This window comes from Microcystis sp. LE18-22.4A (assembly GCF_027531105.1).
Lineage (GTDB): Bacteria > Cyanobacteriota > Cyanobacteriia > Cyanobacteriales > Microcystaceae > Microcystis > Microcystis aeruginosa.
In genome coordinates this window covers 1-13,121 of sequence record NZ_JAPZRB010000010.1, presented here as the reverse complement: position 1 = coordinate 13,121, position 13,121 = coordinate 1, and the positions used below count along the sequence as shown (strand labels likewise).

Genomic DNA, 13,121 nt, shown 5'->3' with positions numbered 1-13,121 from the left:
ACATTTGTTTTTTCCTGTTACCGGGGAAAGAAAGGGCTAAGATCTATTTAGATCAACTATCTTCACTTGCCATGGCCGCTAATGCCGACTATTCTGCCCATTCTAGCCTTAACTTGCAACAACCTTGGCATACCTATCCGGTGGAAACCACCCTATCTATCCTCGGTAGTTCGGCTGTTAATGGCCTCAATAGGGAGCAAATCGCCCAAAGAATTAAATATTATGGCAAAAATGAACTACAAGAACGTCCAGGGCGCAGTAATTGGCAAATTCTCCTAGATCAGTTTACCAATATTATGCTCCTCCTCTTAATTGCCGTGGCCATAATTTCCGGAGGACTGGATTTACTAGCATTACAGCGCGGTCATCTGGCTAAAATTGGTGTTCCCTTCAAAGATACGATCGCTATTTTAACAATTGTCATCCTCAATGGTATCCTCGGCTATCTGCAAGAAAGTCGCGCCGAAAAAGCTCTGGCCGCTTTAAAAAAACTTTCCTCTCCCCAAGTTAATGTTATTCGCGAGGGCCAACGCAGAGAAATAGATGCGGTTAATCTCGTCCCTGGGGACATCATGCTGATTGAAGCGGGAACCCAAATCAGCGCCGACGGCCAAATTATCGAAGCTTTTAACCTGCAAATTCGCGAATCGGCCTTGACAGGAGAGGCAAATAGTGTTAATAAATCCGCCTCCATTGACCCCTTAGACAGGGATACTCCCATTGGCGATCGCTTAAATTTTGTCTTTACCGGAACAGAGGTACTGCAAGGCCGGGCCAAGGTCATCGTTACCAATACGGGGATGACAACGGAATTAGGCAAAATCGCTCAAATGTTAGCAACAGTCGGCAATGAACCCACTCCTCTCCAAAAAAGAATGACTCACTTGGGTAATGTCCTTGTTGCTGGTTCTCTCATTTTAGTTGCCCTGACTATTACCATCGGCCTGATCAATGCCGGTTGGTCGGCCCTAGAGGAATTAGTGGAAGTTTCCCTTAGTATGGCAGTAGCCGTCGTTCCCGAAGGATTACCCGCAGTTATCACCCTAACTCTCGCCCTAGGTACCCAACGCATGGTCAAACGTCAGGCCTTGATTCGCAAACTGCCGGCAGTAGAAACCCTTGGTTCCGTTAATGTGATCTGTTCCGACAAAACCGGGACGCTAACGGAAAATAAAATGACCGTGCGGGAGATAGAGACAATTAATCGCAATTTTTCGGTGACAGGGGAAGGATATAGCCCAAAAGGACAATTTTTAGACTCCGAGCAACAGGCGATCGATCCCAAAACCGATCTAGAATTACATCATCTTTTAATTGCCAGTATCCTCTGCAACGATGCCAGTCTAAACCTCGATAACGGTCACGATAGCATTTTAGGCGATCCCACGGAAGGAGCCTTATTAGTTTTAGGGGCGAAAGCGGGCTTAAATTTATCCCTAACCAAGCAAGAGTTCCCTAGAATCGCTGAAATCCCCTTTTCTTCTCAAAGAAAGCGAATGTCGGTCATTTGTCAAGGAGTCAATCCCGTACTGTTTACCAAAGGTTCCCCGGAATTAATCCTTGAACAATGTCTCTCCTATCAATCGGGATTAGAAAGTCTTCCTTTTGGGGATGGAGAAAAAGAAAAAGTCTTAGTCGCTAACAATGCTATGGCTAACAGGGGTTTGCGAGTCTTAGGATTAGCCTACAAAAACCTGATTTATCCGCCAGAATCAACTGAAATCAGCGAAGATGCCCTAATTTGGTTAGGAATGGTCGGTATGATCGACGCAGCGCGACCGGAGGTACAAATCGCCGTGGCTAGGTGTCGAGAAGCGGGAATCCGTCCAATCATGATCACCGGCGATCATCAATTAACCGCTCTAGCGGTGGCTAAAAGTCTTGGTATTGCCCAAGCGGGAGCTTTAGTCATCTCAGGGCGAGAATTAGATAAATTATCACCAATTCAGCTAGAAACCCTCATTGACAAAACTAACATCTATGCCCGTGTCTCCCCCGAACATAAATTAACCATTGTCCGCGCCTTGCAAAAAAAGGGTAAATTTGTCGCTATGACCGGAGATGGGGTGAATGATGCTCCGGCCCTGAAACAAGCAGATATCGGCATTGCCATGGGAATCTCCGGCACCGATGTCACCAAAGAGGCTAGTGATATGATTCTCCTTGATGATAATTTTGCCACCATCGTCGCTGCCACGGAAGAAGGGCGAGTGGTTTATAACAATATTCGCAGTTTTATTAAATATATTCTCGGCAGTAATATCGGGGAAGTGATTACTATCGCTGCTTCGCCTCTTTTGGGTTTAGCTACTCCTCTCACTCCCCTACAAATTCTCTGGATGAATTTAGTTACTGATGGTTTACCTGCTTTAGCTTTGGCAGTGGAACCCGCTTCTCCCAATATTATGCGTCGCCCTCCTTTTAGTCCCCAAGAAAGTATTTTTGCTCGCGGTTTGGGCAGTTATATCGTGAGAATTGGGATTATTTTTTCGATTATTAATATCACTCAAATGTTAATCGCTGTGCGCTTGGATCCACTTTTTGGTAATACTGGTTCATGGAAAACTATGGTTTTTACTACTCTCTGTTTAGCTCAAATGGGTCATGCCATTTCTGTGCGATCGAGCGATCATCTTACCATAGAAATGAATCCTTTGACTAATCCCTATCTCTGGGTAGCAGTAACCCTGACGACAATTTTTCAACTGATGTTAATCTATGTTCCTGCCCTGCGGGATTTTTTCGGCACTCAATTTTTAACTAAAGAAGAATTATTAATCTGTTTGGGATTTAGTACCTTGTTATTCGTTTGGGTGGAGTTAGAAAAATTATTTACCCGTTGGTATCATCGGCGATAATCAGGGAGTTTTTTTCATTGTTCAGTAAACAGTGAATTGAAAACTCAAATCTGATAACTGATAAACCCCATCCACAGGGAAAACCCTTGTTTGGCTTTTTCAGCTACGATTCTTATATAGGGTTTGCGGCAAAAAGTACGGGCGAAGCATTCGGATAGAAAATCTACGGTTTCATCGATAGGTTATTGCCCGAATGCTTCGCCCCTACAGGACGCGGGCCGATGAAGACGCAAGGTTTTGAAGCACGATTCTCTCAAAATCTTGCACCTGTTTCCAGAGAAAAGCCAGAAAGCCCCTACCTTGCCTACATTTCACATTTATTCAGCAAATCCTACATAGTAATAATTTTAAGGTTTAGTGCCTTGGCCGTGAAATTCCAGTTCTCTAGCTGATTGCGGTTTGGCTTACTATTAAAAATTGTTTTGATCTAAAATTGAGTTAGCAATATTGTATTGGGAGTATCAAACAATGGAACCAGTTTCTCTGATTATCGCCGCCTTGACTGCTGGTGCGGTTGCTGCGGCTAAAGATACGGCGGAAAAAGGTGTTAAAGATACATATCAAGGTTTGAAAACCTTGATTAAGCGTAAGTTTACTAATGATGCTTTAGCACAGGCAATGGTAGAGGCAAAACCAGAGGATATCAAGAAAGCTGAAGGTTTGTTAAAAGATAAAATTGTCGAAGCGGGGGTTGATAAAGATAATGAAATCATTAAATTAGCCCAAGATTTACTAGACAAGCTCCAAGAACAACCCGGTGGACAACAAATTATCACCCAAAATATCAGTAATTTTAAATATGCTGCTACCTCTGGCACGGGTAATGCTAGTATTAGCAGCATCACCGAGCATGGCACATCTAAGGATGACTGAGACTGTATTTTAATTAATCAGGATGGTTGATATGTCAGAACCAAGCGAAATTCAACAAAATATTACAGAAGCTCAATATGCTGCTACCTCTGGGACTGGCAATGCAACCATCACGATTACCAATTACTATTATCGAGAAGAAGCAAGAATAGCCCCTGCTGATTCTGCCGATGTTGCCGATGATAATCTGCCCTGTCCCTATCGTGGCTTGTTTCATTTTGGGCCAGGAGATGCAGAATACTTTTTTGGGCGCAAAAGCTTTATCACAAACCTATTTCAGGCAACCCAAACCCGTAATTTCATCCCCCTATTAGGTGCGTCGGGAAGTGGCAAATCCTCGGTAGTTTTTGCGGGATTAGTCCCTAAATTGCAACAAGAAGGTCACTGGCAGTTTACCCATTTTCGTCCCGGTTCTGACCCTTTTCATGCCCTAGCTTTGGCATTAGTTCCCCTTTATACAACTAATTTAAATGAGACAGAACGCCTCGCCCAAGCGCGTCAGTTAGCCAATTATTTGCGTGATGGCGATATTTCTTTAGCTGACGTTGTTGCCCAAATCCAACACAATTATCCCAGTGAACGGGTGCTGCTAATTGCCGACCAATTTGAGGAACTTTATACCCTCTGTCCTGATGAAACAATCCGTCGTAATTTTCTCGATAAATTAACTACATTCCCCTTTGAAAGGGTAGGAATGGTGTTGGTATTAACTATGCGGGCGGATTTCTTGGGGAATGCTCTTTCCTATCGTCCCTTTGCCGATGTCTTACAAAATACTGACTTGAAATTGGGGCCGATGAACCGAGAAGAACTCACAGAAGTTATTGAAAAACCGGCGCAAAAATTGGGGGTGACATTGGAAGCGGGACTGGTGGAGCGCATCCTCGATGATGTGGAGAGTGAGCCGGGGAATTTGCCATTACTAGAGTTTGCCTTAACGGAATTGTGGCAGCGGCGACAGGGCCAACAGTTAACCCATCTGGCATATACAGAAATTGGCCAAGTGCAGGGTGCTTTGGCCCGCCATGCCAATGAAGAATATGACAAGCTGAGTGAGGCGCAACGGGAACAGGTGCGGCGCATTTTCATCCAATTGGTACGCCCAGGGGAAGGCACAGAAGATACGCGGCGGCTGGCGACAAAAGCGGAATTGGGGGCGGTAAATTGGGCGCTGGTGAAACAACTGGCGGATGCGCGTTTAGTTGTCACCAGTCGCAGTGAAGAGGCACAGGTGGAGACGGTGGAAGTGGTGCATGAAGCACTGATTCGCAATTGGGGGGAATTGCGGGGCTGGATGGACACAGACAGGGTTTTTCGCGCTTGGCAGGAGCGTTTGCGGGGGGCGATGGGGCAATGGCAAAAGACGCAGGGGGATGAAGGCTCATGGTTGCGCGGGGCGGCGTTGGCGGAGGCGGAAGAACAATTGAAGAAACGCCCAGAAGATATCAGCCAAAGTGAACAGGATTTTATCAGGCAGAGTCTCCAAGAGCGAGAACGGATAAAACAAGCCGAAGCAGCCCGCAGGCGGCGCGAAATTAGAACCGCTTGGGGGATTGCGGCGGGTTCCTTGGTGGCGGTGGTGGTTAGTACGGGATTGGGTTTGATGGCTTTGCAAAAAACACAACAAGCGGAACTCAATCTGGCAAATGCTCGCGGGTTTTCTTCCTTGTCTTTGTTTGATAGAGGAAAAGAATTAGAGGCTTTTGTTGAAGCGATTAAAGCAGGAAAAACCCTACAAAAGCAGCAGGCATCCGACACGAAGGTGACGAATGCCTTACAGGAACTTCTCAACCGCAAAAGTGAACGCAATCGCTTAGAAGGGCATGGTAGATATGTCCATAGCGTTAATTTTAGTCCTAACGGCAAGACTTTGGTGAGCGGTAGTGATGACAAAACTATCAAACTCTGGAATGTAGAAACAGGCCAAAAACTCCACACCTTCGAGGGGCATGGTGGCCCTGTCTATAGCGTTAATTTTAGTCCTGACGAGGGCAAGACTTTGGTGAGCGGTAGTGATGACAAAACTATCAAAATCTGGAATGTAGAAACAGGCCAAGAAATCCGTACCCTCAAGGGGCATGGTGGCACTGTCTATAGCGTTAATTTTAGTCCTGACGGCAATACTTTGGTGAGCGGTAGTGATGACGGGACTATCATACTCTGGGATGTAGAAACAGGCGAAAAACTCCACACCTTCGAGGGGCATGGTGGCCCTGTCTATAGCGTTAATTTTAGTCCCGACGGCAAGACTTTGGTGAGCGGTAGTGGTGACAAGACTATCATACTCTGGAATGTAGAAAAACCCCAAGAAATCCGCACCCTCAAGGGGCATAATGGCCCTGTCTATAGCGTTAATTTTAGTCACGACGGCAAGACTTTGGTGAGCGGTAGTGGTGACAAGACTATCAAACTCTGGAATGTAGAAAAACCCGAAGAAATCCGCACCCTCAAGGGGCATAATAGCCGTGTCAGAAGCGTTAATTTTAGTCACGACGGCAAGACTTTGGTGAGCGGTAGTTGGGACAACACCATCAAACTCTGGAATGAGTCAACAGGCCAAGAAATCCTCACCCTCAAGGGGCATGAAGGCCCTGTCTGGAGCGTTAATTTTAGTCCTGACGAGGGCAAGACTTTGGTGAGCGGTAGTGATGACGGGACTATCAAACTCTGGAATGTAGAAATAGTCCAAACCCTCAAGGGGCATGATGACCTTGTCAATAGCGTTAATTTTAGTCCCGAGGGCAATACTTTGGTGAGCAGTAGTGATGACGGGACTATCAAGCTCTGGGATGTAAAAACAGGCGAAGAAATCCGCACCCTCAAGGGGCATGATTACCCTGTCAGAAGCGTTAATTTTAGTCCCGACGGCAAGACTTTGGTGAGCGGTAGTGATGACGGGACTATCATACTCTGGGATGTAAAAACAGGCAAAAAAATCCACACCTTCGAGCGGCATAATGGCCTTGTCAGAAGCGTTAATTTTAGTCGCGACGGCAATACTTTGGTGAGCGGTAGTTGGGACAACACCATCAAACTCTGGAATGTAAAAACAGGCAAGGAAATCCGTACCCTCCATGGCTTCCAGGGGCATCATGACCGTGTCAGAAGCGTTAATTTTAGTCCCGACGGCAAGACTTTGGTGAGCGGTAGTAATGACAAAACTATCAAACTCTGGGATGTAAAAACAGGCAAAGAAATCCACATCTCCTATGCCTTCAAGGGGCCTGAGGGTCCTGTCAGAAGCGTTAATTTTAGTCCCAACGGCGAGACTTTGGTGAGCGGTAGTTATGACAAAACTATCAAACTCTGGGATGTAAAAACAGGCAAAGAAATCCACACCTTCGAGGGGCATGATGGCCCTGTCAGAAGCGTTAATTTTAGTCCCGACGGCAAGACTTTGGTGAGCGGTAGTGATGACAAGACTATCAAACTTTGGGATGTAGAAACAGGCCAAGAAATCCGCACCCTCCATGGGCATGATAGCCGTGTCAGAAGCGTTAATTTTAGTCCCGATGGCAATACTTTGGTGAGCGGTAGTTGGGACAACACTATCAAACTCTGGAAGGTAGAAACAGACTCGAATTTATTGAATTTAGATGCTTTAATGGGGCGTAGTTGCGATTGGGTGCGGGTTTATTTGCACAACCCTAATTCTGGTGTCAGGGAGGAGGATAGGCATTTGTGTGATGGCATTGGTACAAAGAATTAATTGTCAGCTAAGTTAGTTCTGGTTAAGAAGATTTGGTCATGACTTCTACTATTTATCTGTTAAAAAAATGACAGGAGATACTTTATATATAAGCACTCAGGTTTTACCCGGTAATAAGATTGAAATTGCCACCCCTGAATTAAATGTGGGTGAGGTGTTTGAAGTTTTAATACTTGCCAAAACTCCTCAAGATAATAATGAATCTGATCCGTTAATAGGTTTATTTAAAATTTCCCCCAGAGGAATATTTAGCAATGATTAAACTAGCTGCATTGGTACGAATATCACCTAGTTAATGCTAAATTTATCATCATTAACCAGTAAAATAATTTTATTGCTTAAAGGGATTAATAATAGTGAATTTTTTATTAATAGTTAAACCATCCTGCATATCTTCTGAATACAAAATATTTGCATCAGAAAATAAAGCGCAAGCAATCACCAAACTATCCCAAAATGATAGATGATATTGAGTTCTCAGATTAGATGCAGATTCAAAAATATCAAGATTAAATGATATAACTTGATATTTTCAAAAGGAAATAATTAATTTAAACAGTTGTTTTTCATCAAGCTTATGCTTTTTAAGTAAATTACAAGAAACCTCATTAATTATTTGGGTACTGATAATGATGGACTTTTCTTTAATTAATTGTTTCGCTAATATTCTTTTAGTTTCTTCTTTTTTATCAGTGGAAAAAGCATAAAGCCAAATATTAGAATCAACAAAACAACTATGATTTTTAAATTCTGTCATAAATTTCTTCTCGTTTCATAAATTCTAAATTATCAACCTCTATAGGATTTTCCAATAGGTATTCAATCATATCAATTTCAGGTTCACTTTTACTGAGTTTATTTTGAGCTTTAAATGCGGCAATAAGTACCTGTATCTGCTGAATTTGTTCAGGTTTAAGTCCAGTTACATTAATATTTTTAATCATGGCTACATTGGAATAATTTTTACTTTAATTATACTAATTACACCCTCTCACAATAATGCTCTTACTTTTTTACATCTTTGACTAAAATTATCGGTGTTTATGAAGAGTTATTATAGCCTAGTCTTTGAATTATAACAAAGAGAGGCAAGCTCCGTCACTTACGTCCCCAATTCATCATCAATCAAAGTTTACCGCTTGGATAACCGAGAAATAACCCGTTTAAAGTCATATCCCCCCGTAAGCAAAACTAGCTCGACTTTTGTGCTTTTCTAAGCATACTGCCTAGTCAGGTTAAATAAAACTAAAGCTATTGAGAGAGAAATAAAAATCTACACTTCAACCAAATGAACCCAACTTAGAGAAGATTTAACGCTGTTAAATAAGCGTTTATCGCTAGGGTATAAATTTGCTTGAAATCGTTGAGCTAATACTAGATAATGGGCATCATAAGTAGCAGGAAGATTCAAGGTTTGCGAAATTTCTATTGCTTGGTAATGGAGGTAATGATCTCCATGAAACTGAATAGGTAAATCTAAGACTTCTGTAAGGAGGGTTTGCGCTTCCGTCTCCAAAATTTGACCAGCTTTTTTCAGACGATAAAATACGTTAGTGACTTCGTAACATAATAAAGTTGGTGCAATCACTAAATTTTCCTCGGTCATCCATTTTTGCCAGAGTTGACTGTACATTGTTACAGAAGGTTCAACCGTTGTTAAACGAACTATAAAACTAGAATCAACACAGATAAATGTATTAGTCATTATTTTCTCTATTCACTCACAATTTCTTCCATCAATTGCCGATCTCTTTCTTCTCTCATTTGATGAATAATTTCAGTAACATCGGTTTTAAATGGTTTTCCCTGACGACGTTCATAAATGGCTTTTCGAGTTGCGTCAATTCGTTCTAATGCAATTTCCCAAGAGGGGTGATCTTTGAGTTTTTTTCCTAACAATTCTTGTTCTTCTAGGGACAAGGATTTAATTGCCTTAACTAGAGATTCCACGAGTTGAATATTCATTTTTTTTACATCTTTGACTAAAATTATCGGTGTTTATGAAGAGTTATTATAGCCTAGCCTTTGAATTATAACAAAGAGACGCAAACTCCGTCGCTTACGTCCCCAATTTATCATCAATCAAAGTTTACCGTTTGGATAACCGAGAAATAACCCGTTTAAAGTCATATCATCCTGTAAGGAAAACTAGCCCGACTTTTTTAACAATTGTCGGCAAAATTTTGCTTGCTTTTTTCAGGGCTTTTTGCCATAATATTTTTATAAGACTTTATATATAATGGACTGGTGGAGTCCACCCAAAAATGCACGGATTCCCATTATAAGAAAAGTATAACCGAAGCCGCCGCCCAAGTCAAGGGATTACTCCTCTTTTTTTTGAGAAGTTTTCAAAGAAAAAAAACAAAGAGGCAGCCGGAGATATTCGGTTTTTCTTCACTATTTGGGCGAAAAAACCCTTTTAGGATGCCTATAATAGGAGATAGAAAGGGTTAAAAACTAAAAAAAAATGGCGGAGAGAGTCCAGAAAATCCTTGCCCAGTGGGGAATTGCCTCCCGAAGAAGGGCGGAGGAGATGATCGTAGCCGGCCGGGTGAGACGGAATGGCAAAATCGTGCAGTTAGGAGAAAAAGCCGACCCCGAAAAAGATCACCTAGAGATAGACGGAAAAAAAATTGAACCGGCCAATCGTCCCAAAAGATTGTATATACTGGTCAACAAACCCATTGGTGTGGTTTCTACCTGTAGGGATCCACAAAACCGGCCGACAGTAATCGACCTTTTGCCCGACTCCCTTGCCAGCGAGACGGGGTTACATCCCGTAGGAAGGTTGGACATCAACACCACTGGGGCTTTACTCCTCACCAACGACGGTCAACTCACCCTCACCCTCACCCATCCCCGTTATCATTTGCCCAAAACCTATCGGGTTTGGCTAGATGGTGCGATTGATAGACTTGCTCTCCAGCGTTGGCGAGAAGGTATCCTCTTAGAGGGAAAAAAAACCTTACCCGCACAGGTTGAGATCCTCAAGCAAACCGACCAAAAAACCCTACTAGAAGTTATTTTAGTGGAAGGAAGAAATCGGCAGATTCGCTCTGTAGCCGAAGAATTAGGTTATCACGTCCTGAAACTTCATCGCAGTGCTATCGGTCGTATTCAACTAAACTCCGGTAATAATTCCCCCTTACCCTTGGGTCATTACCGTTTTTTAACCCTTGATGAACTGAAATATTTAAAGAACCAGATTAACTAAGCTGAAAGTCAGCCCCTAATAGCGATATGTTTCGCCTTCTCCAATCACAACTCGACCCCCAGCATAAACAGCGCACCAAATTACTGGAAATCGGCGTTTATTTGCAAAAAAATCGCCTAGAACAGTCCCTTTCTCTCGAGGAAATTGCCCAGAAAACCTTAATCCCGCGCCATCGTCTAGAAGCGCTGGAAGCGGGGGATTTGGAGTCATTGCCCGAACCGATTTATATTCGTTGGTTAATCAAACAATTTGCTGATAGTCTGTCCCTGGATGGTGAGACGATTAGCCGACGTTTTCCCACCAAGGTCAATAACTTTTTTAGGGGAACAAAACCGTCTTTATCGCTGCCGAGTCTTCAAATTCGCCCGATTCATCTCTATTTTCTCTATTTAATCTTAGTTATTGGTTCCGTACAAACCCTATCCCACGTCCTGCAAAAATCGGTACTGCAATCGAATCGCTTACCGCCGCCTTCCTTGCCACAACAGCAAATTGTCCAACCGAAAAGCAATCCCCTTCAACCGGTAGCCAACAAAACCAGCAATAATCAGCAGCTGGTGGTGGGGGTAAAACTGGAGGATGACTGCTGGCTGCGGGTGGTGGTGGATGGCAAGACAGAATTTGAGGGTGTACTGCCCCAAGGAAGCCATCGCACTTGGCAAGCAAACCGAGAATTAACCGTGAGGGCGGGTAATGCCGGCGGGGTTTACGTTGCCGTTAATAACGCCAATGCTAAACAACTGGGGCAACCGGGCAAAGTCGAGGAAGTCACCTACCGGGCAAATTGAGCTAATTTATGCAAAAGGTTTTTTCACCCCTCGATCGCCTTCAGGGAGGGTTAATCGGGGCATATATTGGGGAATCCTTGCATAATCAGCCCCTAATACCAGCCTTTAACTATGAGGCGACACCGAGGACGATCCTGCTTTTGCAAGCTCTGCAATCTCAGGAGGATTTTCCCCTTGCGATCGCAGCCAAGCAGCAGTCGGAATCGGCGTTATTATTTGTGCTGTTGCCGGAGATTTTAACCTGGCCCGACCATGGGGAACGTTGGCAAGCTAGATTAAATTTTTGGCTAAAAAAGGGCTTAATTTCCGATTTAACCCGACAAGAAGCGATAATTTGGGGAGAGGCGGTAGGTCTGTTATTACAGGGAAAAAGGCCTTTAAATCAGTTAATGGGGCAATTACTAACTATTAACCCCAATAATAAGCTATTAGAGCAGATTCAGTCAGCTTTAGGGCAAAATCATCCCTTAGAGTCCATTTTATCGGCTTGGGCGAAAGATATCTCACCTTTGGGAATTGCGATCGCAGCTTCTCTCTATACTTTTCTGCAAACGAGCGAGGATTTCGCCGTGAGCGTGCGTCGTGCTAATTCTAGTCCCTATCAACGGCAATTAACCACCACTTTAGCGGGAATTTGGGCGGGATTGTACAACGGTATCGGGGGGATTCCCCTAGCTTGGCGGCAAAATTTGCCGACAGAGCCAGTTAAACAGCAATTAATGGATAAAGCTGGGGAAATCTATCGAATTTCCCTAGGTATATCTCCTCATCTTGTCCTATCTCCTCATACTGCCGTCGCTTACGGGGGAACAATCCAACCCCGTCCTAGCTTAAAATTGGTCTCTCAAGACAGCTGAAGATCGCTGTTATTTGGCTCACAGGCGCTCGCTGGCTTTAATAAGCGATAACATCTCCTTCTTCCCAGTCGAGGGGAACATGGGGGAGTTGCCCGGCAATAGACTGGCGTGTGCTGGCAGAAATGCCTTTGGTGAAGATGCGTAACACCAGCTGCCCTCTGGCATCTAGACCGATTCCGGTGCCAGTTACACCGGGTTGAGCCATCAACCAAGCTTCTTGGCTGTCACGCAAAGCCAACAACTGTTCCTGAGTATAATTTTTCATCGAAAATTTGGGTCTGAAACCCCGCCGTTTTACGGCGGCTTTGCTGTTAAATATTAGCACATTTACGAAATATATGCTAAAATATGAGACATGGAAAAAGCCTATTCTTACCGATTTTACCCAACACCAGAACAAGAGTCGCTATTGCGGCGCACTTTGGGCTGTGTAAGATTAGTTTACAACAAAGCTCTCCACGAACGAACACAAGCTTGGTACGAAAAGCAAGAAAGAGTAGGCTACGCTCAAACTTCTTCAATGCTAACCGATTGGAAAAAGCAAGAAGAATTAGACTTTCTCAATGAAGTCAGCTGTGTACCTTTACAACAAGGGTTAAGGCATTTACAAACAGCTTTTACTAACTTCTTTGCTGGTCGTACTAAGTATCCTAACTTTAAGAAAAAACATCAGGGAGGAAGTGCCGAATTTACCAAATCTGCTTTTAAATTTAAAGACAGACAAATCTATTTAGCCAAATGCACAGAACCTTTACCTATTCGATGGTCAAGACAAATACCAGAAAGCTGTGAACCAAGCACAGTAACAGTCAGATTACATCC

General features: G+C 43.5%; 12 protein-coding genes and 1 pseudogene. 8 read left to right on the top strand and 5 right to left on the bottom strand.

Features of this window, described 5'->3' with window-relative positions:
- The first annotated feature begins 71 nt into the window (after positions 1 to 71).
- The 4 genes from O9295_RS00310 (at position 72) to O9295_RS00295 (ending at position 7,702) form a co-directional block, all read left to right on the top strand.
- Entirely contained in the window at positions 72 to 2,858 is a 2,787-nt protein-coding gene (locus tag O9295_RS00310; protein ID WP_288030853.1) for a cation-translocating P-type ATPase, read from the top strand.
- 468 nt (positions 2,859 to 3,326) lie between these two features.
- On the top strand, positions 3,327 to 3,731 hold the full coding sequence (locus O9295_RS00305) for a Het-E N-terminal domain-containing protein (protein ID WP_288030850.1): 405 nt from the start codon (positions 3,327 to 3,329) through the stop codon (positions 3,729 to 3,731).
- 31 nt (positions 3,732 to 3,762) lie between these two features.
- Complete coding sequence (locus tag O9295_RS00300) at positions 3,763 to 7,440, top strand: nSTAND1 domain-containing NTPase (protein WP_288030847.1); 3,678 nt, start codon at positions 3,763 to 3,765, stop codon at positions 7,438 to 7,440.
- 67 nt (positions 7,441 to 7,507) lie between these two features.
- Positions 7,508 to 7,702: a hypothetical protein gene (locus O9295_RS00295; protein WP_079209040.1), complete on the top strand. Its 195-nt coding sequence runs from the start codon at positions 7,508 to 7,510 to the stop codon at positions 7,700 to 7,702.
- Positions 7,703 to 7,771: 69 nt separating this feature from the next.
- On the opposite strand, the pseudogene O9295_RS27635 reads toward O9295_RS00295, so the two are convergent.
- The 4 genes and pseudogenes from O9295_RS27635 to O9295_RS00275 form a co-directional block, all read right to left on the bottom strand.
- A pseudogene (locus O9295_RS27635) lies at positions 7,772 to 8,197 on the bottom strand (PIN domain-containing protein).
- Entirely contained in the window at positions 8,184 to 8,384 is a 201-nt protein-coding gene (locus O9295_RS00285; protein ID WP_147069269.1) for a hypothetical protein, read from the bottom strand. The pseudogene O9295_RS27635 and the gene O9295_RS00285 overlap by 14 nt, the downstream one beginning before the upstream one ends.
- A gap of 329 nt (positions 8,385 to 8,713) precedes the next feature.
- Positions 8,714 to 9,145 carry a type II toxin-antitoxin system VapC family toxin gene (locus O9295_RS00280; RefSeq protein WP_287693153.1) on the bottom strand — a complete coding sequence of 144 codons (432 nt, stop codon included), beginning with the start codon at positions 9,143 to 9,145 and terminating at the stop codon, positions 8,714 to 8,716.
- An 8-nt stretch (positions 9,146 to 9,153) separates the two neighbouring features.
- Complete coding sequence (locus O9295_RS00275) at positions 9,154 to 9,405, bottom strand: hypothetical protein (protein ID WP_002796964.1); 252 nt, start codon at positions 9,403 to 9,405, stop codon at positions 9,154 to 9,156.
- 502 nt (positions 9,406 to 9,907) lie between these two features.
- Between O9295_RS00275 and O9295_RS00270 the strand changes: the two genes are divergently transcribed.
- The 3 genes from O9295_RS00270 to O9295_RS00260 are packed head-to-tail and all read left to right on the top strand — an operon-like array spanning position 9,908 to position 12,299.
- Positions 9,908 to 10,654 carry a pseudouridine synthase gene (locus O9295_RS00270; RefSeq protein WP_079209038.1) on the top strand — a complete coding sequence of 249 codons (747 nt, stop codon included), beginning with the start codon at positions 9,908 to 9,910 and terminating at the stop codon, positions 10,652 to 10,654.
- Between the two features lie 26 nt (positions 10,655 to 10,680).
- On the top strand, positions 10,681 to 11,442 hold the full coding sequence (locus O9295_RS00265; protein ID WP_079209037.1) for a helix-turn-helix domain-containing protein: 762 nt from the start codon (positions 10,681 to 10,683) through the stop codon (positions 11,440 to 11,442).
- A gap of 8 nt (positions 11,443 to 11,450) precedes the next feature.
- Positions 11,451 to 12,299: an ADP-ribosylglycohydrolase family protein gene (locus tag O9295_RS00260; protein WP_288030842.1), complete on the top strand. Its 849-nt coding sequence runs from the start codon at positions 11,451 to 11,453 to the stop codon at positions 12,297 to 12,299.
- A gap of 37 nt (positions 12,300 to 12,336) precedes the next feature.
- On the opposite strand, the gene O9295_RS00255 is transcribed toward O9295_RS00260, so the two are convergent.
- Positions 12,337 to 12,564, bottom strand: coding sequence for a hypothetical protein (locus tag O9295_RS00255; protein WP_002803885.1), 228 nt, complete (start codon positions 12,562 to 12,564; stop codon positions 12,337 to 12,339).
- Between the two features lie 90 nt (positions 12,565 to 12,654).
- Between O9295_RS00255 and O9295_RS00250 the strand changes: the two genes are divergently transcribed.
- A partial coding sequence (locus O9295_RS00250) for an RNA-guided endonuclease InsQ/TnpB family protein (RefSeq protein WP_288030840.1) occupies positions 12,655 to 13,121 on the top strand: 467 nt, incomplete at its 3' end.

Coding starts and splice junctions, on each gene's coding strand:
- O9295_RS00270 (WP_079209038.1), top strand. CDS start 9,908: ATGGCGGAGAGAGTCCAGAAAATCCTTGCCCAGTGGGGAATTGCCTCC.
- O9295_RS00255 (WP_002803885.1), bottom strand. CDS start 12,564: ATGAAAAATTATACTCAGGAACAGTTGTTGGCTTTGCGTGACAGCCAA.
- O9295_RS00265 (WP_079209037.1), top strand. CDS start 10,681: ATGTTTCGCCTTCTCCAATCACAACTCGACCCCCAGCATAAACAGCGC.
- O9295_RS00285 (WP_147069269.1), bottom strand. CDS start 8,384: ATGATTAAAAATATTAATGTAACTGGACTTAAACCTGAACAAATTCAG.
- O9295_RS00305 (WP_288030850.1), top strand. CDS start 3,327: ATGGAACCAGTTTCTCTGATTATCGCCGCCTTGACTGCTGGTGCGGTT.
- O9295_RS00310 (WP_288030853.1), top strand. CDS start 72: ATGGCCGCTAATGCCGACTATTCTGCCCATTCTAGCCTTAACTTGCAA.
- O9295_RS00260 (WP_288030842.1), top strand. CDS start 11,451: ATGCAAAAGGTTTTTTCACCCCTCGATCGCCTTCAGGGAGGGTTAATC.
- O9295_RS00300 (WP_288030847.1), top strand. CDS start 3,763: ATGTCAGAACCAAGCGAAATTCAACAAAATATTACAGAAGCTCAATAT.
- O9295_RS00275 (WP_002796964.1), bottom strand. CDS start 9,405: ATGAATATTCAACTCGTGGAATCTCTAGTTAAGGCAATTAAATCCTTG.
- O9295_RS00280 (WP_287693153.1), bottom strand. CDS start 9,145: ATGACTAATACATTTATCTGTGTTGATTCTAGTTTTATAGTTCGTTTA.
- O9295_RS00295 (WP_079209040.1), top strand. CDS start 7,508: ATGACAGGAGATACTTTATATATAAGCACTCAGGTTTTACCCGGTAAT.